Raw genomic sequence first — 20,996 nt, forward strand, 5'->3', positions numbered from 1 at the left:
GCCAAAAAAAACGGGCCTGATGGCCCGTTTTCAATCAACTACTTCTTGGCGCGCTTGCGCTCGTTCTCGGTGAGCAGCTTTTTGCGTACCCGAATACTGGCTGGGGTTACCTCTACCAGTTCGTCGTCCTCAATAAACTCCAGAGCCTGTTCCAGGGTGTGTTTAATGGGCGGCGTCAAGATCAGTGCCTCATCGGTACCAGCCGCACGGATGTTGGTGAGCTGCTTAGCCTTAGTGGGGTTAACCACCAGATCGTTGGAGCGGGAGTGGATACCGATCACCTGACCTTCGTAAACGTCGACACCGTGACCTAAAAAGAGGCGGCCGCGATCCTGCAAGCTGTAGAGGGCGTAGGCCAGGGTTTTGCCCTGCACCATGCTCACCAGTACACCGTTCTGACGCTTGGCCACCTCACCGGCCTTAACCGGGCCGTAGTGGTCAAAAATGGAGGTCATGATGCCGGAGCCGGAAGTGAGTGTCAGGAACTGGCCACGGAAACCAATCAACCCGCGCGACGGCACAATGAACTCCAGGCGCACCCGGCCTTTGCCATCCGGCGCCATGTTGGTCATCTCCGCCTTACGCAGGCCGAGCTCTTCCATCACCGCACCCTGGTGCTGCTCTTCAACGTCGATCACCACCGCTTCAAACGGCTCTTGGATCTCTCCATCGATCTCTTTCTGCACCACCTCGGGACGGGAAACACCCAGCTCGAAGCCTTCCCGACGCATGTTCTCAATCAACACCGACAGGTGCAGCTCGCCGCGGCCGGAAACAATGAATTTGTCGGGGCTATCGCCCTGTTTTACGCGCAGGGCCACGTTGTGAATCAGCTCCTGATCCAGGCGCTCCTTGATATTGCGCGAAGTAACGAACTTGCCCTCTTTGCCGGCAAAGGGGGAGTCGTTCACCATAAAGGTCATACTCACCGTGGGTTCATCCACCGACAGTGGCGGCAGCGCCTCAACGCAATCCGGGTCACAGAGGGTGTCGGAGATACCCAGTTTGTCGATCCCGGTAATACAGACGATATCGCCGGCGGTAGCCAGTTCGGTATCGATACGCTCCAGCCCCAGGTAGCCTTTCACCTGCAGCACACGCCCTTTGCGCTCGTTGCCATTGGCGGATTTAATCACCACCTGCTGGTTGGGCTTGAGGCTGCCACGGGAGATGCGGCCAATACCGATAACACCCACGTAGCTGTCGTAGTCGAGCGCTGAAACCTGCATCTGGAAGGGGCCTTCCGGGTCAACTTCAGGCGCCGGTACGCGGTCGACAATCATCTGGTAGAGCGGGGTCATGTCCTCGGCCATCTCACTGGGATCTGGGCCGGCAATACCGTTCAGGGCCGAGGCGTAGATTACCGGGAAGTCGAGCTGCTCATCGGTGGCGCCTAAGTTGTCAAACAGATCGAATACCTGGTCCAGTACCCAGTCAGGGCGTGCGCCGGGGCGGTCGATTTTGTTGATCACCACAATCGGCTTTAAGCCCTGCTCAAACGCTTTGGAAGTTACAAAGCGGGTTTGCGGCATGGGGCCGTCCTGGGCGTCGACCAGCAGTAGTACGGAGTCGACCATGGAGAGGACACGCTCCACTTCACCACCGAAGTCGGCGTGCCCCGGGGTGTCGACGATGTTGATACGGTAGTCATTCCAATTGATGGCGGTGTTCTTCGCCAAAATGGTGATTCCCCGCTCCTTCTCCTGGTCGTTGGAGTCCATAATGCGCTCTGCGCCAACGTCTTTGCGGTCGAGGGTGCCGGACTGACTCAGCAGTTTGTCGACCAGGGTGGTTTTGCCATGGTCAACGTGGGCAATAATGGCGATATTTCGTAACTTCTCTATCACGGGGAAAACTTCTCTGGGCGGGTAAAAAATAGGCCGCGATTATACCCAGAGTGACTGTGGCTGGCTAAGGGTTATTTCGATTCAGGGGAAGTTTCCCCGCCCAACCGACCATTAGCAACGGCCAACGACGCCTAACTAAACATCGACAGGCGGCCCAAACGCTGCTGCAACAGGTGGGTGCGCAGATCGGCAGCACGCAGCGGAGAGGCGGTGAAATAGCCCTGCACCTGGCTGCAACCGGTGGCCTGGAGCAGTCGCAGCTGCTGCAGGTTCTCCACCCCTTGGGCCACGGTCACCTTGTTTAACACCCGCCCCAACTCTGTTATCGCCTCAATCATGCGCACCGCCTTGGGGTTGATATCCACCTCCGAGACCAGCTCGCGGTTAATCACCAGGCTGGCGATGGTATCGTCGGCAAGGTCGGCCAGGGGCAGGGTACCCCGGCCCACGCCATCGAGGGAGAAACGCACCCCCATGGTGTTGGTGGCCATAGTCAGGGCCGATAGCGCCGAGCCATGCTGCAGCCAATCGGCCTGGCGCACCTCCAGCTCCAGGCCCGCCAACCCCGCCCTGCCAATGTCCGCCTGTAGCTGGCGCAGGCGATCGATCAGGCGCACCTCACACAGCATCGCCCCCACCAGGTTGACGGCCAGCCGAATCGGCTGCTCCAGCTCCTCGTTGAGCCGCTGCCACTGACTGATGGCTTCGCGCAGTACCCAGTAACCCAAGCTGGGCAACAGCCCCTTTTTCTCGGCCAGAGGGAAGAAGTCGGCCGGCGCCAGCAGGCCCCGCTCCGGATGCGACCAGCGTAACAGTGCCTCTACCGCCACTATCTGGCCACTGGCAATCTCCACCCGCGGCTGAAACCGCAGGCAGAACTCCTCCCGCTGCAGGGCACGCAACAGGTCATGGTGGTGCAGCAGCTGGCTGTCGTTACTCGGCTCAAATTTCAGTTGGTGGATAACAAAACTGTTACCACCCTGCTTTTTGGCCTCGTTCATGGCAGCGTCGGCACAGTGCAGCAGGGTCTCGCTGTCGTCGCCGACGTCGGGGTAGATAGCTATGCCCATGGAGCAGCTGGGCGTCAGGGTTAGCCCCTCGAGTACCAACGGCTGCTGAATCTGGCGGATGAGCTTGTTGGCCAGTTGCTCCAGATTGTGGTTGGAGTCGACCCGCTCGATCAGCACGGTGAATTCATCGCCGGAGATACGCGCCAGGGAGTCACTCTGGCGCAGGCCAGTGCTCAAGCGTTTGGCGCAGCCGCGCAACACCGCGTCGCCCACCGAGTGACCGTGACTATCGTTAATGCGTTTGAAGTGGTCCAGATCAATAAAGAGCAGCGCAAAGCGCTCGCGGTTGCGGCGGCTGGAGTGAATGGCGCGATTGAGGCGATCCTGAAACAGGCTGCGATTAGCGATACCGCACAACTCATCGTAGTGAGCCTGGCGCGCCAGCCGCTGTTCATAATTTTGCCGCACCAGCGCGTAGCGCAGTATCCGCTCCAGATGTTCGGCCACCAGGGTGTCGAGATTGAAGTAGTCGGCCGCGGCACCAACACTGATCACCTGCTGGTCGACATCCTTTTCCAGCATCTCGGTAAAGACCACCACCGGCGGTGGCAACGGTTGGCTCTGCAGGCGATAGAGCAGCATCTGTGTGGTTTTGTGCTGCCAGTGAAACTGCAGCAGCACCAGGTGATAGTCGCCACTGGCAACTTGGCTTTCGACGCCAGCCAGGCGTTCGTGCCAATGACAGGTATACCGGCCATGTTTGGCCAGGCTCTCTTGGATACGGTCGAACTCCCAGCGATTGGGGGTTACAACCAACAGCTGAATGTCTGTTTCCATGATTTTATTGAAGCCGTGGTTTGGTGAGTTATTGTTGTTATTGAGCACCCGTGAACACCACCGGCAATGGGCGGTTTTCGTTTGCCGGCAAGCCCCTTAAACTAGCACTTTGGCAACCACTAACCTCAGCCAAACAGACAGAGCCCACCTATTTTCACTATAGTTGGCTTCTGACAAATAGCCATGCAGCAGCACAGTTTGCTCCGCGCAGCGGAGCCGGTGTCAGGTTAACGCGCGGAAACAAATTACAGTGAATCAACTCAACCCCCGTCAAAAACAAGCGGTCGAATACGTCGGCGGCCCTTGTCTGGTATTGGCCGGCGCCGGTAGCGGCAAAACCAGCGTAATCACCCGCAAGATCGCCTACCTGATCGAGCAGTGCGGCATACCCGGCCGCCACATTGCCGCCTTAACCTTTACCAACAAGGCCGCGCGCGAAATGAAAGAGCGGGCCGCAGCGCTGGTTTCCGGCAGTGCCGCCAAAGGTTTAACAGTTTCCACCTTTCACAACCTGGGGCTCAATATCATTCGGCGCGAGCACCAGGCACTCGGCTTCAAACCCGGCTTCTCTATTTTTGACGCCGAGGACGCCCGCGCACTGTTAAAGGAACTGATGCTCAAAGACGGTGATCTCGACAGTGATCACCTCAACCTGACCCAGAACATTATCTCCAACTGGAAAAACGATCAGATTTTACCCGGCCATGCCCTAAGTCACGCCAACAGCGACGGTGAAGTAAAAATCGCCCTGATCTACCAGCGCTACAACCAGGCTCTGCGCGCCTACAATGCGGTCGACTTCGACGATCTTATTTTGACACCGGTGCAGCTGTTCAGTGAACGCGAAGATATTCTCAGGCAGTGGCAAAAACGCATTCGCTACCTGTTAGTGGACGAGTATCAGGATACCAACAGCGCTCAGTACTGCCTGGTAAAACAGCTGGTCGGCAGCCGCGGCGCCATCACTGTGGTGGGTGACGACGACCAATCCATTTATGCCTGGCGCGGTGCGCGCCCGGAAAACATGGCGCAACTGACCGAGGATTTCCCCACCCTTGAGGTAATTAAACTGGAGCAGAACTACCGCTCCACCCAGCGCATTCTAAAAACCGCCAACCAACTGATTGCTAATAACCCGCACATTTTTAATAAAACACTGTGGAGCGATAAAGCCTTTGGTGATCCCATTCGCATTATTAAATGCAGCAATGAAGAGACCGAAGCCGAACGGGTCGCCACGGAAATCATGGTGCAGCGCTTAAACCGCCGAGCCAAATATCAGGATTTCGCTATCCTCTATCGCAGCAATCACCAAGCGCGGTTGATGGAGATGAAATTACAGCACCATCAAATCCCCTATAACATCAGCGGCGGCACCTCCTTTTTTGCCCGCGCAGAAATTAAAGATGTGATGGCCTACCTGCGTCTGGTGGTCAACCCCGATGACGACAACGCGTTTCTTCGCATCATCAACACCCCGCGCCGACAGATTGGCCCCACCACACTGGAGTCTCTGGGCCGCTACGCCACCGAACGACACATCAGCCTATTTGCCGCCAGCCAGGAGATCGGCTTACAGAGCCACGTCTCCGAAGCGGCACTGGTCCGCTTGCAACGCTTTCACTCCTGGATTTTAAATCTCAGTCTGCAGGCGGAGACCGACCAGGCTATGTCGGCCATTCGCGAAATGATTGAAGATATCGACTACCTGGGCTGGCTGCACCAAAACGCCAGCTCCGCCAAGGTGGCCGAACGGCGCATGGAAAATGTCTACTACCTGCTCGACTCCATCGGCCGCATGTTGAAACCGGAAGACCCAAGCCGGGAAGCAGTATCACTGAAAGACGCCATCACCAAACTGGTATTGATGGATCTGTTGGAGCGGCAACAGGAGGAAGAGATACAAGACCAAGTGCAGATGCTAACCCTACACGCCTCCAAGGGGTTGGAATTTCCGCACGTATTTATCCTCGGCGTGGAGGAGGAGATTCTGCCGCATCGCACCAGCATCGAAGAGGAGAATATCGAAGAGGAGCGACGCCTGGCTTATGTGGGGGTTACCCGCGCCCAGCGCAGCCTGACGTTAATGCTGGCCGCCAAGCGCAAACAGTTTGGTGAAATTATGGAGACCAGTGAAAGTCGATTCCTGGAAGAACTTCCCAAAGAGGATCTGGAGTTCGAGGGCTTTGGCCAGCTCAGCGAGGAACAGAATCAGGCACGGGGCAGAGATACACTCGACAATTTAATGGCAATGTTTGGCGATGACGACCAGTAAGCCATAGCCTCAAGCCAATAAAAAGCCCGGTTTTAACCGGGCTTTTTCATACTGACAATTATCGACTTACTGGCTGTTACTCAGCGTCTTTCTCGCCGCCAGCATCGATCAATTCCACTTCAAATACCAGCGTGGCGTTGGGGCCGATAACCGGTGGGGAACCGCCAGGACCATAGGCCAACTGCGAGGGAATATAGAGTTCCCATTTGGAACCTTCCGGCATCAACTGCAGCGCTTCCTGCCAACCTTTAATCACCTGATTAACACCAAAGGTGGCTGGTGAACCGCGACCGTAGGAGCTGTCGAACTCGGTACCATCCAGCAGAGTGCCTCGGTAGTGCACAGTGACGGTGGCGGTCGGCTCAGGTTTAGGGCCAGTGCCTGCGGTTAGTACCTTATATTGCAATCCGCTCTCGGTGGTGACCACACCCTCTTTGGTAGCGTTTTCCGTCAGGAAGGTATCGCCTTCGCTGGCATTGGCATCGGCCACCAGACGGTTGGCTTCAGCCGCTTCGGCCTGACGCTCGTCCTGTTTGGCCATCATGAACGTCTGGAACTCTTCACCAATGGCTTGCAGCTCTTCTTCGCTGAAGGGCATCTCTGCGCCAGACAACTGTGCGCTGACACCAGCCTGCAAGGCTTTACCATCAATGACAAAATCCAACTGCTGCAACTGCTCGGTGATCTGCTGACTGAAGTGGTAGCCTTGAATGTAGCTTATCTTCTGTTCCAGGGTATCCAGCTGCGCAGGCGCCGCCTCTTCTTTGTCTTTGTCGCCGCTGCAGGCAGCCAAGAGTACCGCACTCGCCAGGGCGCAACTCACTGCTTTAAATTTCATTGTTTTGTTCCTATGAATTGAATTTTTCGCGTACATGGTTTTGGGGCCACACCGGGAGAGCACCTGTTATTTGCCCATCCCTACCACTCAACCCGCCCAGCATTGCGATTGCTGAATGAACCCAATCGTTCAATCGAGGCCTACCAACCACGCCTGCACAAGGCAGTGATTTGCCGGTGATTCACTCGCCGCCCATGGTATTACATTTGTTACCAGCACCGAAACCCCACTGTGACGAAGCCCGGATGATAAGTACCACACACAGCAACCAGGCAGAGTAACACTGGTAACGACGACATTGTTGTCCGCACACACACCTCCCGCCGGTGTACCCGATCGACCCACTCGCTAAGCACAGATTCCCAACCAACCCTAAGCATTCAATTTTACACAACTGTTGTTTTCTTAAACCGGTTAACCCGAACGACAGCAACTGCCCGAAGCCGTAAAAGTTTTTGCCGTCCGGCGTGTTAATCCGGCAGCCTATCTGCCAATCTTGTTAATTTGCTCAGGCGGGCAAACCAAAACTCGATCAATGTCTAAAATTTTTTATTGATTAGGCTACAAAACGTACATTTTTTTTAGTAACAGAGTTATCATCTCTGCGCCACGCATCTATTTCACTTCACACATTTAAAGGACGATTCCATGGCCGCTCGCAAGAAGACCACTGTTTCGATTGCGGATCTCGAAAAACAGATCGCAAAAGTAACTGCCGATTTGGAAAAAGCACGCCTAGCTAAAGCCAGCGCCGCCGAAAAAGCTGCGGTAAAAGCCGGCTCAGTTTTGGCCACCGCCACCAAGAAATTAACCGCCGCCAAAAGCAAAGCTGTCAGCGCAGCCAAATCTGCCAAAACAGCCGCACAGAAAGCGAAAGCAGAGTTAGCCAAAGAGGCAGTCGCCATTGCCAAAGCGGCTGAAGAAATTGCCAAAGCTGAAGCCGCCGCTGCCAAAGAGGCCGCCGCCGTAATCAAAGCTGAGTTAAGTGAGCTGGCCGCCATTGCCAAATCTGTGGCAAAAGCCGTTACCGCCAAGCCCAAAACCGCTAAAAAAGCAGCCCCTAAAAAATCTGCACCCAAAGCCAAAGCCGTAGCGAAAAAGGCTCCAGCCAAGGCCGCTGCCAAACCGAAGGCCGCTGCCAAACCGAAAGCCGCTGCCAAACCGAAAGCCACCGCCAAACCTAAAGCCGCTGCCAAACCTAAAGCCGCTGCCAAACCTAAAGCCGCTGCCAAACCCAAAGCCGCTGCCAAACCCAAAGCCGCTGCCAAACCGAAAGTAGCCCCAGCGCCAATAGCTGAAACCAAACCGAAAGTTGCAGCAGCACCGAAGGCCGCCAGTGCACCCGCTAAAGCCAAAAAGCCTGCAGCAAAAAAACCAGCAGTCAAAAAGAGCAGCCCAAAACCTAAGGCCGAAACGCCAAAACAAACCTCGCTTTTAGAAGCCACTCCCGCGGTTGCCAAAGTTCCAGAAAAGGCACCGGCTGCTAAAGTTGAAGCCAAAGCGACAGAACCAAAACCAGCGGTAGCCGCCAAACCCCCTACGCCAACGGCCGCGCCCAAAGTTGAACCAGCACCCAAACCCGTAGTTGCCCCCACACCGGCACCGGTTGCTGAAAAGAAAATTGAACCACTGGCACCAGCAGCGGTTGAACCACTCAAGCCCGCCAGCAACGTTGCTGCATTTACTAGTAAGCCCGAGGTAAAAGAACCGGCAGCACCTGCACCAGCACCGGTAAAGGCGCCTGAAGCCAGTGACGAAAAGCCGAAGGATTCTGCCGTGGTAAAAAGTCTTTTTGATGCCAAAAAAGAGTAGTCCAGGCTCAGCAGATTGCTGCTGAACCTGCCAAACTGCCACGGAATAAGAATTGAAATATTGGCGACTACAAGGAAGCAGTAGCCGCTAATGCCGGCAGAGAGTGGTCACCCCTGGGTGACCACTCTTTTATTTTGGGGGTAGTGATAACGCCGCTGTTTGTCCTCGCCGGGGTTGGCATCAACGATTAACATCGTGAAGAAAACGGACGCCACCACTGCAGGCATGCTTTACTACAAACACACCTCTCTACAACCACCCGCTTACAGTCTCACCCCAACCAGTCCAAGTTACGCAATCCAACAGAGAGCGCTCACCTAAGCCTTACCTATAGCAGGGCCTGTGGGTCGAGCCTGCGCACCAGCTCAGCCTCACCTGCGATTGGGAATAACTCACTAAACGCTTGCCAGCTAGTGGTTCCCAGTACCGAACGCTGCGAACTGAATTGCCACATCAGTGCCTGCTGATACTGCTCACCTAACAGCTCCAGCTGCTTTGCTCTTTGATAAAGCCCGCCATACTCCCCACCGGGTTGCTCAACGAGCTCTCTTTTCAACCGCTGCCGCAGTGCCCGTTGCCTTTTAATGCGCTGCTGCCAGGGCTCAATAACCTGCAACAGCTCCTGCCAATCCGACCGTTTAAGGCTGCGTCCGGTGGCAATCAGCCAGCTGTTCAACAAGAGGCAATTGATATCCACCGCCAAACGCTCCTGTAGCGCCAGACACGCTTGTGCCACACCAGGTTCGGCATAACGTTGCAGGGAAAATTGCCAAAACGGATTAGTCAGTGACCAGTGGGACAAACACCGCCTCCACATGAAGGATGGAAAGAGAGGAATTATCGATTGCCTTTAAAAATGGTGTCAAATAGGCGCCGCCCCATATCCGGCCCGGCTGTGTACGGCTACAATGGCGCCATGATCAATCTCAATCAAATTCGAATACAACGCGGTACCAAGGTTCTGTTAGAACAGGCCAGCCTACGTATCTATCCCGGCCACAAAATTGGTGTTATCGGCGCAAACGGCTGCGGCAAATCAACACTGTTTAAACTGTTGTTGGGCGAACTGACCAGCGACAGCGGCGACCTGGCCATACCCGCCCACTGGCGCATCGCTCACATGGCCCAGGAGACCAAAACCAGTGCCAGCAGTGCACTCGATTTTGTGATCGATGGCGATACCGAACTGCGGCAACTGGAACAGGCAATCGAAACCGAAGCCGATGGTGAACGCTTGAGCCACCACTACGCCCGCATGGAGGAGATCGATGGCTACAGTGCCACCGCACGTGCATCGCAACTGCTCAGCGGCCTCGGCTTCATCGCTGCTGATTTCAACCGCCCGGTAAACGATTTTTCCGGTGGCTGGCGCATTCGCCTGAATCTGGCGCAGGCGCTGATGACTCCCTCCGACCTACTGCTGCTCGACGAACCCACCAACCACCTGGATTTGGATACCACACTCTGGCTCGAACAGTGGCTGCAAAGTTATCGCGGCACTCTGTTAATCATCTCCCACGACCGTGATTTCCTCGACAACGTGGTGCAGGAGATTGTTAACTTTGAAAACAGCCAGCTCTTTTTATACAGCGGCAACTACTCCAGCTACGAGCGCCAAAAGGCAGAGCGCCTGGCGCAACAACAACAAGCCTTTGAAAAACAGCAACAGCGCATCAGCGAGATCGACAATTTCGTACGCCGCTTCCGCGCCAAGGCGAGCAAAGCCAAGCAGGCGCAGAGTCGCATGAAAGAGTTGGAGCGCATGGTTAAAATTGCTCCGGCCCACATCGACTCGCCGTTCAGTTTTCATATACCCTGCGCCGATAAAATCTCCACGCCACTGCTCAGCCTGAGCCAGGCAGCGGCTGGTTACGGCGGCCAGGCCACTCTCAGTCATATCAATTGGAATATTACCGTCGACACCCGCATTGGTCTGCTCGGTGCCAACGGTGCCGGCAAATCGACCTTAATTAAAACGCTGACCGGTGACCTGCCGTTACTGGCCGGCAGCCGGGTGGCGGGCGAGCACCTGCGCATTGGTTACTATCATCAGCATCAGATGGAAGCCCTCGATCTGGATGCCTCCTGCTTGCTGCATATTCAACGGCTGTCGCCCAACGCCCGCGAACAGGATATTCGTAACTACCTGGGCAGCTTTGGCTTTCTGGGTGATCGCGCACTGGAATCGATTCGCCACTTCTCCGGCGGCGAGAAGGCGCGCCTGGCGCTGTCGCTCATTGCTTGGCAAAAACCCAATCTGCTACTGCTCGACGAACCGACCAACCACCTGGACCTGGAGGTTCGCCACGCACTGACGATGGCCCTGCAGGAATTTGAAGGTGCGGTGGTGGTGATCTCCCACGATCGACACCTGCTGCGCAATACTGTCGACGAGTTTTTACTGGTGCACGACGGCCGTGTGGATACCTTTGACGGCAGCCTGGAGGATTATCAAACCTGGTTGAAGCAGGCCAATAAAAGTGAGCCGGCACCATCGCAGGCGCCCACCAGCAAGGCTTCGAAAGCCGATAAAAAAGAGGCCCGCCAGCAGGCGGCTCAGCTGCGCGAGCAACAAAAGCCGCTTACCCAAAAGCTGAAAAAACTGGAGCGGGAGATCGAACAGCTGAATGCCAAGCTGGCTGATATCGAACAGCAGTTGGCAGACCCGGCCCTCTACAACGAGGCGGAGCAGGCCGATCGGTTGCAAGCGCTGCTGCAACAACAGAGCAGCCAACGCAGCGCATTGGAGGCGTGCGAAGAGCAGTGGCTGGAAACCAGCGAAGCCTTGGAAAATTTCAGCCTGTAGAAGGGGAGGTTTTGCGAAGGCTAGACCCAGAAGCCACCCCACGGGGGCTTCTGAGTGCATGGCTCAGAGCGAGCCCACAGGTGATTACTTGCTGTGATCGACCATGTAGCTGATGGCGGACTTGAGTTCGTCGTCGGAACAGTCGGCACACAAACCTTTCGGTGGCATGGCATTGAAGCCGTTCAAGGCATGATCAAAGAGCGTATCCAGACCCTGGGCGGCACGGGGGCCCCACTCACCAGCATTGCCAATACGTGGCGCACCTGAAACGCCCATCTTGTGGCAGGTACCGCACTTGGTATTAACCAACTCTTCGCCGGTACGGGGTTCTGCGGGGGCGGCAGCGACCGGGGCAGCAGCACAGTCGTCGCCCGACATGCACACCTTGCTGACTGGCTTAATTCGCTCTTCGATGGCATCGTTCAGGTTTTCGGCAACAACAAATGAGCTGGTCATGAGCGCTAAGATCGCCACCAGTCCCGCAGCGCCCTTTACGTTCAACTTCTTTAATACCCGGCTAATCAAGATCATGTTCTTCCCTCAGGAGCAATATGGTCAATTTTGTATGGGGCGCGATTATACCCACAATTGGCTGGGGGATGAAAACTAAACGGAGTTGTCATCTGGAAATTTGATTTAGCGCCAATGGCCGCGCGGCTTATGGGGGAGGATAGTCGGCCCCGGGTTGGGACCATGGGGATTTAGCTGGCCTGCTGGCCCGACTCATTCACCTGGCGCTCCATCTCAGAGACACTGGTGTGACGCACATCCAGCCCTTTCACCAGGTAGATGATGTGTTCGGCAATGTTGCGGGCGTGGTCGCCGATACGCTCTATCGCGCGCAGCGCCCACATAACATTCATTACCCGGCTGATTGAGCGCGGATCTTCCATCATGTAGGTGATCAATTCACGGGTGGCCGATTTGTACTCCTGGTCGACCAGCTTGTCCTCCTTGGCCACCGACATAGCGGTGTCTACATCAAAGCGGGCGAAGGCATTGAGCATATCGTCCACCATGTGCAGCACGCTATTGCCCAGGTGGCGCAACTCGACATAGCCCTGGCCATTGCCACCATCTTCCACCAACGCCAAGGCCATTTTCGCCACCTTGCGCGCCTCGTCGCCCATGCGCTCCAGATCGCGGGTAATTTTGGAAACCGCCAATACCATGCGCAGGTCGGAGGCGGCCGGTTGCCGGCGCGCTAACACCAGGGTGCAGTGCTCGTCGAGGGCGACTTCGCGGCTGTCGACTTCGTCTTCGACCACAATCACCCGACGGGCCAGTTCGGCATCGGCATTACTGATCGCCGCAATGCTGTCACGCACCTGTTCCTGCACCAGTCCACCCATCTCCAATAGTTCCGTGCGCAGATCTTCGAGATCAGCGTTGTATTGGCGGGAGATGTGTTGATCGAGGTTGAGTTTGTCCATGGGAAAACCTGTTTTGTCTCGTTGCACCACATTTATTATTACGAGCCTGGGCGCTTACTCTGTTGATTAACCAACCGGCTTAACCAATACGCCCGGTAATGTAGGCCTCGGTCAGCTGGTGCCCTGGGTTAGTAAACACCTTTTCAGTATCGTTCACTTCAATTAATTTGCCCAGGTGGAAGTAGGCCGTCCGGTTGGAAACCCGAGCCGCCTGTTGCATGGAGTGAGTCACAATAACAATTGTGTAGTTTTCACTCAACTCGGCAATCAGCTCCTCAATACGGGCGGTGGCGATTGGGTCGAGAGCGGAACAGGGCTCATCCATCAGAATCACTTCCGGGCTGACGGCAATGGTGCGCGCAATACAGAGCCGCTGCTGCTGGCCGCCGGAGAGGCTGGTGCCGGGGGCGTCCAGACGATCTTTCACCTCGTCCCACAAGCCGGCCCGCTGCAGACTGGTCTCCACCACCTCGTCCAACTCAATGCGCTTCGACACCAGGCCGTGGATACGGGGGCCATAGGCGACATTTTCATAAATGGTTTTGGGAAACGGATTGGGTTTTTGAAACACCATCCCCACCCGCGCGCGCAGTGGCACCACGTCGGTTTTGGGGTGGTTGATCTCCTGCTCCTCCAGCTTTAAAGAGCCCGAGACGCGACAGCCGGCAATGGTATCGTTCATTCGATTGAAGCAGCGCAGAAAGGTCGACTTGCCACAACCGGAGGGGCCAATCATGGCCATCACCTCGTTTTTACCGATATCCAGGCTGACATTAAAAATCGCCTGTTTATCGCTGTAAAAAACATCGACGTTACGCAGGCTGAATTTGGCATTGTCGATAAAAGGAATGCCAATGGTGTCGCCCATAGGCCGGCTCTCTACCACGGTTTGTTCCACTACAGTCATATTGATTACTCGTTTACCAGCGTCGCTCCAGGCGCCGGCGCAACAACACCGCCAAGGTGTTCATCACAATTAGAAACGCCAACAGTACCATGATCGCCGCCGAGGTTCGCTCGGTAAAGGCGCGTTCCGGGCTGTCAGCCCAGAGGAAAATTTGCACCGGCAGTACCGTGGCCGGATCCATGGCGTTGGCCGGCAGGTCGACAATAAAGGCGACCATGCCGATCATCAGCAGCGGCGCTGTCTCACCCAGTGCCTGGGCCATACCGATGATGGTGCCGGTGAGCATACCCGGCAGGGCCAGAGGCAACACATGGTGCAGCACCACCTGCATTTTGGAGGCCCCCAAACCCAACGCCGCTTCGCGGATGGAGGGCGGCACCGCTTTTATGGCCGCGCGGCTGGAGATGATAATGGTGGGCAGGGTCATCAGGGTTAACACCAGGCCACCGACCAACGGGATCGAACGCGGCAGGGCAAACAGATTAATGAAAATCGCCAGCCCCAATAGACCAAAAATAATCGACGGTACCGCCGCCAGATTGTTGATGTTCACCTCGATAAAATCTGTCCAGCGGTTTTTCGGGGCGTACTCTTCCAGGTAAATTGCCGCCGCCACACCGATGGGGAACGAGAGCAGCAAGGTCACCAGCAGTGTGTAGAGCGAGCCCATCAAAGCCCCTTTGATGCCGGCTATCTCCGGCTCGCGGGAATCGCCCGAGGTAAAAAACTGCCGATTAAAACGTTTCTGCAAACTGCCATCGGCCAGCAGCTGCTCCACCCAATTGATCTCTTGTTCGCTCAGCCGGCTACCCGGCGCGCGGCGAAAATACTTCGCGTAGAGATCGACATCGTCGTCGGCGATTACCCACACCTCGCGGCTTTTACCCAGCAGCCTCGGCTCTTGCTCCAGCATGCGCTGCAAGCCAAAACCGGCTCCACTGCTGACCAAATGAAACAGCTCGCGCCGCTGTTTGCGTTCCGTTACCTCGGGAAACCGCTGCAACAGGGCGGCGCGTATGATGGCATCGTAATCGGCCAGGGCGACCTGCATCGGATCGTTAATATCCTGCAATGCCATCCGCTCGGGGTCGAAGGTGACTTCTATTTTTAAATAGTGAGCCGTGAAGGCGCCGACCCCATTGCGCACTATGTCGGTAAAGAGCACCACCAGGCAGAGCAGGCCGAAAGCAATAGAGCAAATGCCGTACAGCTTGAAACGTTTTTCCGCGCGCCGCCGCCGGCCTAAATTGCGGTTGACCAGTTCAATAGCAGTGGGCTTATTCATACTGTTCCCGATAACGTTTCACCACGTGCAAGGCAATGAAGTTTAACCCCAGGGTCACTACAAACAGGGTCAGCCCCAGGGCAAAGGCGGCCAGGGTTTTAGGGCTGTCGAACTCCTGGTCACCCACCAGCAGCGTCACGATCTGCACAGTGACCGTGGTTACCGACTCCAACGGATTGGCGGTGAGATTGGCGGCCAGCCCGGCGGCCATCACCACGATCATGGTTTCACCAATGGCCCGCGAGACCGCCAACAGAATACCGCCAACAATGCCCGGCAGCGCCGCCGGAATAATCACCCGCTTGATGGTTTCACTGTGGGTTGCACCCAACCCCAATGAGCCGTCGCGCATACTGCTGGGCACAGCACTGATAACATCGTCGGCCAGCGATGAGACAAACGGAATAATCATCACTCCCATCACCACACCCGCGGCCAAGGCGCTCTCGGAAGAGACCTCAATGCCGTAGTGGGCAAAGGCGTTACGTACTGCCGGCGCCACCGTCAGAGCCGCAAAAAAGCCGTATACCACCGTCGGTATACCGGCCAAGATCTCCAGCAAGGGTTTAACAATATTGCGCACACGGCGATTGGCATACTCGGCCAGATAAATGGCCGACATTAAACCGGTGGGCACCGCCACCAGCATGGCAATGGCGGAGATCAACAGCGTGCCGGTAAACAGCGGTAGCGCGCCGAAGCTGCCGCTGGCACCCACTTGATCGGCGCGCAGGGCGGTTTGCGGACTCCAATGGCTGCCCAATAAAAAGTCGGTAATGGGGACCGCGTGAAAAAAGCGAATGCTCTCCAACAACACAGAAAAGACAATACCCACCGTCACCACAATCGCCACCGATGCCGCCAACAGCAGCAACCCGGCAAATATTTTTTCGATTTGGTAGCGGGCTTTTAATGCCGGCGAAATTTTCACCCAGGCGATCACCCCGGCCACCACCGCCACTGCCAACACCAGCACGGTTTTAGCCATTAGATTGATTTGCAGGTAGTGCTGCATCTGTTGCGCCGCCGCCAACACTGCTGGCGAATGTTCACCATAAAGCGACTGACCGGCCGCCAGATTCTGTACCGAGCTCAACAGCAAACTGAGCTCGGCGGCGGGCATCTGCTGCTCGGTCTCGGGCAGTTGCGCCAACACCAGCTGAGTGATTACCCACTCATCGGCCATCGACCAAAGCAGCAACACCAGCAGCGCTGGCAGCGCGCACCAGATGGCCGCCAGCATGCCGTAATAGAGTGGCAGCGAACTTAAATAGCGCTGGCCGCCCAGGGCTATTGCCTGGCTGTTTGCGCGATGCCGGCTGAATTGATAGGCCAAAAAAATCAATACAGCGAGCGTGGCCAGTAGGGGGGTTAAAGTCATTTTGAAATGTTAATAGCTGTGCTTAGCATTATTAGATTTACTGTTCGATATCGCGTACTTGCAGCGTGCGCAGTTGGACTACCTCCGTCGCCACACGTTGCCGGTCACCCGCGCTGAGCGGAATCATGCCTTTCTCCGACAGATAGCCCTCCTCACCCCACGCCTTGTTGCTGGTGAACTCCGCGAGATAGCCGCGAATACCGGGAATCACGCCGATGTGCGCCTTTTTGACATAGAAATAGAGCGGCCGCGATACCGGGTAACTGCCATCGGCAATGGCCTCAAAAGTGGGCAACTGACCATCAATCGCCGCGCCTTTGATGACGTCGCTGTTTTGATCCAGAAAGCTGTAGCCAAAAATGCCCAACGCTTTCGGATTGGCGAGCAGCTTCTGCACAATTAAGTTGTCGTTCTCGCCGGCTTCAATAAAGGCGCCGTCTTCACGCACCCGATGGCAGATACCCTTGAATTGCTGCGGATGGTTGTGCTCCAACGTAGCCAACCAGGCTACCTCTTTGCAGCCAGCTTCCATCACCAGCTCGACAAATGCATCGCGCGTGCCGGAGGTGGGCGGCGGCCCCAACACCTCGATTTTGTGGTTGGGCAGGCTCGGGTTGATCTGCTGCCAGGTTTGATAGGGGTTGGCAATCAGCCGTCCGGGTGCGGATTCATCCGGCACCTCGGCCGCCAGGGCTAAAAAGAGCTCCTTGCGCGACAGCGACAGCACCGGCGCCCGGCGGTCATAGCCGAGCACAATGCCATCGTAACCAATCAACACCTCGACCACATCGCGCACGCCGTTATCGAAACACTGGGCCACCTCACCCGCTTTGATGCGCCGGGAGGCGTTGGTGATATCCGGGTAGGCAACGCCCAACCCCTGGCAAAATAGTTTAAAGCCACCACCGGAGCCGGTGGCCTCTATTTTGGGCGTGCGAAAATGGGTAGCCCGGCCGAAACGCTCGGCCACCACGGTGGCAAAGGGGTAGACAGTCGAGGAGCCGACGATTTCGATGTAGTCGCGCGCAGCCTGGGCCGTTGCCCCAAATCCGGCCAGCAGCAGCGTACAAAACAGCGATGTTAATCTTCGTCTCACCCAATCTCCCCAGCACCGGCCGTATAAAAATCCACCTGCAGAAGCTCTGAAGCAGACGGCCCTTCAAGCATAATATTTCAGTTATATTAAACATTTATTACAGGCAACCACCCCAGGTGGCACACTGCGCCGTTGCGCGCAGCCCATTCGGGCCCCAATCCAGCGCTCCAATCTAGCACCCCAGCAAGACAAATTTGTTTAGGCCCACCTGCCAGCACCAACAGGCTATTAAGGTCGACCGGGAAATTGGCCGCCGTCTCTGTCTATACCACGGCCAAGTCAGGTATACTGCGCCGCTGCCAATAACAAAAGAAACAAGGGGGCAAACGTGCCAAACCACGCACCCGTGGCATCTCAATCCAGCGGCTTTGCCGCCACCTTGGTTACCACTCTCGATCAGTTCGCCCGTGTTTGCGGTTATACCTGCGCCGCCATGATTCCCTTAATGGTCGCCATCACCTTTGCCGTTGTGGTGCTGCGCAAGGGCTTTCAGACGGGTTCCATCGCCATGCAGGAGTCCATTACCTATCTGCACGCCTGGGTCTTTTTAGTGGCCATGGCCTTCACCTTAAAAACCGAAGGTCAGGTGCGGGTCGATATCTTCTACCGCAAGTTCAACCACCGGCAACAGGCCTGGGTGAACGCCATTGGCGGCCTGGTACTGCTGATGCCTCTGTGTGTGGTGCTGCTGATCACCAGCTGGGATTACGCCCTGCGCTCCTGGGAGATCCACGAAACCTCAGCCGAAGCCGGGGGATTGCCGTTTGTCTACCTGTTGAAAAGCTTTCTGCCCCTCTCGGCCACACTGCTGCTGCTGCAGTGTTTGGCGGAAGTGGTCGCCAGCACCCTCTGTCTGATCGAGCGCCCCGTACAGCGCTCTGAGCAGTAGTCGGGAGGCGCCATGTTGGAACTGATCCCACTGCTGCTGTTTGCCGTTGTCTGCCTGGTGCTGATGTTCGGCTACCCCGTGGCCTTTACCCTGGCCGGCTGCTCACTGATGTTTGCCGCCATGGGCATTATCGCCGGCGTATTCGACGCCAACCTGCTCAAAGCGCTACCCGATCGCCTCTACGGCACCATGACCAACACCACCATGATCGCGGTGCCGCTCTTCATCTATATGGGTGTAGTCCTGGAGAAGAGCAAAATCGCCGAAGACCTGCTGCAAAATATGGGCAAACTGTGCGGCTTTTTACCGGGTGGGCTTGGCATATCCGTGGTACTGGTGGGTATGCTGATGGCCGCCTCCACGGGTATCGTCGGCGCCACCGTGGTCACCATGGGCCTGATGTCGCTGCCTACGCTGCTGGCCAGCGGCTACAGCAAATCCTTCGCCACCGGCACCATCTGTGCCACTGGCACCCTCGGCCAGATAATTCCCCCCTCCATTGCCCTGGTGTTGCTGGGTGACATCCTCTCCACGGCCAACCAGCAGGCGCAACTCAATATGGGAGTGTTTAACCCATCCCCCGTCTCGGTGGGTGATATGTTTGTCGGGGCGGTGATACCGGGCCTTATTCTGGTGGTGCTGTATATCGTTTACGTGTTGAGTTATGCGGTATTACGACCGGGCCACAGCGGTGGTGATGCCCCCAAAGAGGCGATCCATTGGGGGCAGCTGATGCAGAGCCTGGTGCCGCCACTGCTGTTGGTGGGCGTGGTGCTGGGCTCCATTATTGGCGGCTTTGCCACCCCCACCGAAGCCGCCGGCGTGGGCGCCACCGGTGCACTGCTGCTGGCGGTGGTCAAACGCCAGATGAGCTGGAAAGGGCTGTTCGAAACCTGCATCGCCACCACCAAAACCACGGTCATGGTGTTCACCATCTTAGTGGGCGCTTCGGTCTTCTCTCTGGTGTTTCGCGGGTTTGGTGGTGAAGAGCTGATCGCCGACGCCTTCGCCTCCATGCCCGGCGGTGTCGTAGGCGCGACTATCATTGTCATGTTGGTGATCTTCCTACTCGGTTTTATCCTCGATTTTATCGAGATCACCTTTGTCGTGGTGCCATTGGTGGCGCCGGCATTGATTATGATGGGTGTTGACCCGATCTGGCTCGGCATTATGATTGCAGTGAACCTGCAGACATCATTTTTAACGCCGCCTTTCGGCTTCGCCCTATTCTATTTGCGTGGGGTTGCACCAAATTCGGTATTCACATCGGAGATTTATGCGGGCGTAGTGCCCTATATTGTTCTCCAGTTAATTCTGTTACTCGCCCTGGCCCTCTGGCCCGCGCTGATAACCTGGCTGCCAGGGCAGCTGTAATAACCTAAGTAAAGCTATTTAAAGGAATCACCATGAGCGACCCCTATGACGATTTGGACGATACGCCACTGCCCAGCGGGGCCCTGGCACTACAGACAATCGCCATGCCTACCGCCACCAATGCCGAGGGCGATATCTTCGCCGGCTGGCTGCTAACCCAGATGGATATTGCCGGGTCGGTGGTGGCCCAGGAGATCGCGCTTGGCCGGGTCACCACGGTTGCCATTGGCAGCATGGCGTTTCTTCGCCCGGTGCCGGTGGGCTCCCAGGTACGCTGTTATGTCGACGTGTTGGACGTTGGCCGCTCCTCTATCAAAACCCTGGTCGAAGTGTGGCTGAAACTGCCCACCAATCCTGAGCTGATGAAGGTAACCGAGGGGGAGTTTGTCTACGTTGCCATCGACCAAAACGGGCGTACCCGCATGATCGATAACTAACGCCAGCGAACCGGCTGGCTAGATCATATCGTTGTAGATGGCGATAAAGTGGCAACAGGAGCCACCCAATACAAACAGATGCCAGATGGAGTGGGCGTAAGGCAGCCGGTCCAGCGCGTAAAAGATCACCCCCACCGTATAGACAATTCCACCCGCCAATACCAGGTTGAGCGTCATGGGCGATAACGCCGCCATCAATACCGGCGCAGTGATAATCCCAATCCAGCCCATGACGACGTAATTGAGCACATGCAGTCCATGCAGGCGTTTGGGCATCACCAATTTGATGACGATCCCGGTAATAGCCAGCGCCCACACCAGACCGAACATCGCCCAACCGAGAAACCCGCGCATGCTCACCAACAGGAATGGAGTATAGGTACCGGCAATTAACAGGTAGATGGCGCAGTGATCAAACAGCTGCAACACCCGCTTGGCTTTGGGAAAGGGAATGCTGTGGTAGAGGGTGGAGGCCAGAAAGAGCAGAAACAGGCTGCCGCCATAGATGGATACCGCAACAATGGTCCAGGCATCGGTTTCGATACTGGCCATGGCGATCAGAAAGGTGACCGCGGAGATGCTAATCAACGCACCCAGGCCATGGCTGATTGAATTGACCAACTCTTCGGGAATGGTGCGCGGACGATCCTTACCAAAAAAGGAGCGCAGTGCACTCACAATAGCCGCTGTCATAGTGCTCTCCCGCCGTAGGCCGGTCGATTTGGCTGATGGTGTAATTGAGACTCACTTGTAAATGCTAACGTATGGA

17 protein-coding genes are annotated in these 20,996 nt (G+C 56.3%); 5 read left to right on the top strand and 12 right to left on the bottom strand.

The window, feature by feature from the left end:
- Positions 1-38: 38 nt before the first annotated feature.
- Both typA and SBL51_RS17995 read right to left on the bottom strand, forming a co-directional pair.
- Positions 39-1,847, bottom strand: coding sequence for a translational GTPase TypA (gene typA / locus SBL51_RS17990; protein WP_317932493.1), 1,809 nt, complete (start codon positions 1,845-1,847; stop codon positions 39-41).
- Between the two features lie 131 nt (positions 1,848-1,978).
- On the bottom strand, positions 1,979-3,694 hold the full coding sequence (locus tag SBL51_RS17995; protein ID WP_317932494.1) for a putative bifunctional diguanylate cyclase/phosphodiesterase: 1,716 nt from the start codon (positions 3,692-3,694) through the stop codon (positions 1,979-1,981).
- A gap of 250 nt (positions 3,695-3,944) precedes the next feature.
- Between SBL51_RS17995 and rep the strand changes: the two genes are divergently transcribed.
- Entirely contained in the window at positions 3,945-5,969 is a 2,025-nt protein-coding gene (rep, locus tag SBL51_RS18000; protein WP_317932495.1) for a DNA helicase Rep, read from the top strand.
- Between the two features lie 76 nt (positions 5,970-6,045).
- On the opposite strand, the gene SBL51_RS18005 is transcribed toward rep, so the two are convergent.
- The 3 genes from SBL51_RS18005 to SBL51_RS18015 all read right to left on the bottom strand — a co-directional run bounded on the left by SBL51_RS18005 (position 6,046) and on the right by SBL51_RS18015 (position 9,421).
- Positions 6,046-6,807 (bottom strand): FKBP-type peptidyl-prolyl cis-trans isomerase, encoded by a 762-nt coding sequence (locus SBL51_RS18005; protein WP_317932496.1) that lies wholly within the window; start codon positions 6,805-6,807, stop codon positions 6,046-6,048.
- A gap of 620 nt (positions 6,808-7,427) precedes the next feature.
- On the bottom strand, positions 7,428-8,609 hold the full coding sequence (locus tag SBL51_RS18010; protein ID WP_317932497.1) for a hypothetical protein: 1,182 nt from the start codon (positions 8,607-8,609) through the stop codon (positions 7,428-7,430).
- Positions 8,610-8,947: 338 nt separating this feature from the next.
- Positions 8,948-9,421 carry a TIGR02444 family protein gene (locus tag SBL51_RS18015; protein WP_317932498.1) on the bottom strand — a complete coding sequence of 158 codons (474 nt, stop codon included), beginning with the start codon at positions 9,419-9,421 and terminating at the stop codon, positions 8,948-8,950.
- Positions 9,422-9,535: 114 nt separating this feature from the next.
- On the opposite strand from SBL51_RS18015, the gene SBL51_RS18020 reads away from it, so the two are divergent.
- Entirely contained in the window at positions 9,536-11,425 is a 1,890-nt protein-coding gene (locus tag SBL51_RS18020; RefSeq protein ID WP_317932580.1) for an ATP-binding cassette domain-containing protein, read from the top strand.
- Between the two features lie 84 nt (positions 11,426-11,509).
- Here the strand turns inward: SBL51_RS18020 and SBL51_RS18025 are convergent, their stop codons facing one another.
- The 6 genes from SBL51_RS18025 to SBL51_RS18050 all read right to left on the bottom strand — a co-directional run bounded on the left by SBL51_RS18025 (position 11,510) and on the right by SBL51_RS18050 (position 17,527).
- The gene (locus tag SBL51_RS18025) at positions 11,510-11,956 is read right to left on the bottom strand and encodes a cytochrome c5 family protein (RefSeq protein WP_317932499.1); all 447 of its coding nucleotides are present in this window, start codon (positions 11,954-11,956) and stop codon (positions 11,510-11,512) included.
- Between the two features lie 170 nt (positions 11,957-12,126).
- The gene (phoU, locus tag SBL51_RS18030; protein ID WP_317932501.1) at positions 12,127-12,858 is read right to left on the bottom strand and encodes a phosphate signaling complex protein PhoU; all 732 of its coding nucleotides are present in this window, start codon (positions 12,856-12,858) and stop codon (positions 12,127-12,129) included.
- 79 nt (positions 12,859-12,937) lie between these two features.
- Positions 12,938-13,765 (bottom strand): phosphate ABC transporter ATP-binding protein PstB, encoded by an 828-nt coding sequence (pstB, locus tag SBL51_RS18035; RefSeq protein WP_317932502.1) that lies wholly within the window; start codon positions 13,763-13,765, stop codon positions 12,938-12,940.
- Between the two features lie 13 nt (positions 13,766-13,778).
- Positions 13,779-15,050 carry a phosphate ABC transporter permease PstA gene (pstA, locus tag SBL51_RS18040; RefSeq protein WP_317932503.1) on the bottom strand — a complete coding sequence of 424 codons (1,272 nt, stop codon included), beginning with the start codon at positions 15,048-15,050 and terminating at the stop codon, positions 13,779-13,781.
- A complete protein-coding gene (gene pstC / locus SBL51_RS18045) occupies positions 15,043-16,431 on the bottom strand; it encodes a phosphate ABC transporter permease subunit PstC (protein WP_317932504.1) in 1,389 nt (462 codons plus the stop codon). The genes pstA and pstC overlap by 8 nt, the downstream gene beginning before the upstream one ends.
- A 37-nt stretch (positions 16,432-16,468) precedes the next feature.
- Positions 16,469-17,527 carry a PstS family phosphate ABC transporter substrate-binding protein gene (locus SBL51_RS18050; protein ID WP_317932505.1) on the bottom strand — a complete coding sequence of 353 codons (1,059 nt, stop codon included), beginning with the start codon at positions 17,525-17,527 and terminating at the stop codon, positions 16,469-16,471.
- Positions 17,528-17,855: 328 nt separating this feature from the next.
- On the opposite strand from SBL51_RS18050, the gene SBL51_RS18055 reads away from it, so the two are divergent.
- The 3 genes from SBL51_RS18055 to SBL51_RS18065 are packed head-to-tail and all read left to right on the top strand — an operon-like array spanning position 17,856 to position 20,227.
- Positions 17,856-18,416 (top strand): TRAP transporter small permease subunit, encoded by a 561-nt coding sequence (locus SBL51_RS18055; RefSeq protein WP_317932506.1) that lies wholly within the window; start codon positions 17,856-17,858, stop codon positions 18,414-18,416.
- Between the two features lie 15 nt (positions 18,417-18,431).
- Positions 18,432-19,790 carry a TRAP transporter large permease subunit gene (locus SBL51_RS18060; protein ID WP_317932581.1) on the top strand — a complete coding sequence of 453 codons (1,359 nt, stop codon included), beginning with the start codon at positions 18,432-18,434 and terminating at the stop codon, positions 19,788-19,790.
- A 32-nt stretch (positions 19,791-19,822) separates the two neighbouring features.
- Complete coding sequence (locus SBL51_RS18065) at positions 19,823-20,227, top strand: acyl-CoA thioesterase (RefSeq protein WP_317932507.1); 405 nt, start codon at positions 19,823-19,825, stop codon at positions 20,225-20,227.
- 18 nt (positions 20,228-20,245) lie between these two features.
- On the opposite strand, the gene trhA is transcribed toward SBL51_RS18065, so the two are convergent.
- Positions 20,246-20,920: a PAQR family membrane homeostasis protein TrhA gene (gene trhA / locus SBL51_RS18070; RefSeq protein WP_317932508.1), complete on the bottom strand. Its 675-nt coding sequence runs from the start codon at positions 20,918-20,920 to the stop codon at positions 20,246-20,248.
- Positions 20,921-20,996 lie beyond the last annotated feature (76 nt).

The sequence above is a fragment of the Halioxenophilus sp. WMMB6 genome (assembly GCF_033283405.1).
Lineage (GTDB): Bacteria > Pseudomonadota > Gammaproteobacteria > Pseudomonadales > Cellvibrionaceae > Halioxenophilus.

Coding starts and splice junctions, on each gene's coding strand:
- SBL51_RS17995 (WP_317932494.1), bottom strand. CDS start 3,694: ATGGAAACAGACATTCAGCTGTTGGTTGTAACCCCCAATCGCTGGGAG.
- SBL51_RS18005 (WP_317932496.1), bottom strand. CDS start 6,807: ATGAAATTTAAAGCAGTGAGTTGCGCCCTGGCGAGTGCGGTACTCTTG.
- SBL51_RS18020 (WP_317932580.1), top strand. CDS start 9,536: ATGATCAATCTCAATCAAATTCGAATACAACGCGGTACCAAGGTTCTG.
- SBL51_RS18025 (WP_317932499.1), bottom strand. CDS start 11,956: ATGATCTTGATTAGCCGGGTATTAAAGAAGTTGAACGTAAAGGGCGCT.
- phoU (WP_317932501.1), bottom strand. CDS start 12,858: ATGGACAAACTCAACCTCGATCAACACATCTCCCGCCAATACAACGCT.
- pstB (WP_317932502.1), bottom strand. CDS start 13,765: ATGACTGTAGTGGAACAAACCGTGGTAGAGAGCCGGCCTATGGGCGAC.
- pstA (WP_317932503.1), bottom strand. CDS start 15,050: ATGAATAAGCCCACTGCTATTGAACTGGTCAACCGCAATTTAGGCCGG.
- pstC (WP_317932504.1), bottom strand. CDS start 16,431: ATGACTTTAACCCCCCTACTGGCCACGCTCGCTGTATTGATTTTTTTG.
- SBL51_RS18065 (WP_317932507.1), top strand. CDS start 19,823: ATGAGCGACCCCTATGACGATTTGGACGATACGCCACTGCCCAGCGGG.
- trhA (WP_317932508.1), bottom strand. CDS start 20,920: ATGACAGCGGCTATTGTGAGTGCACTGCGCTCCTTTTTTGGTAAGGAT.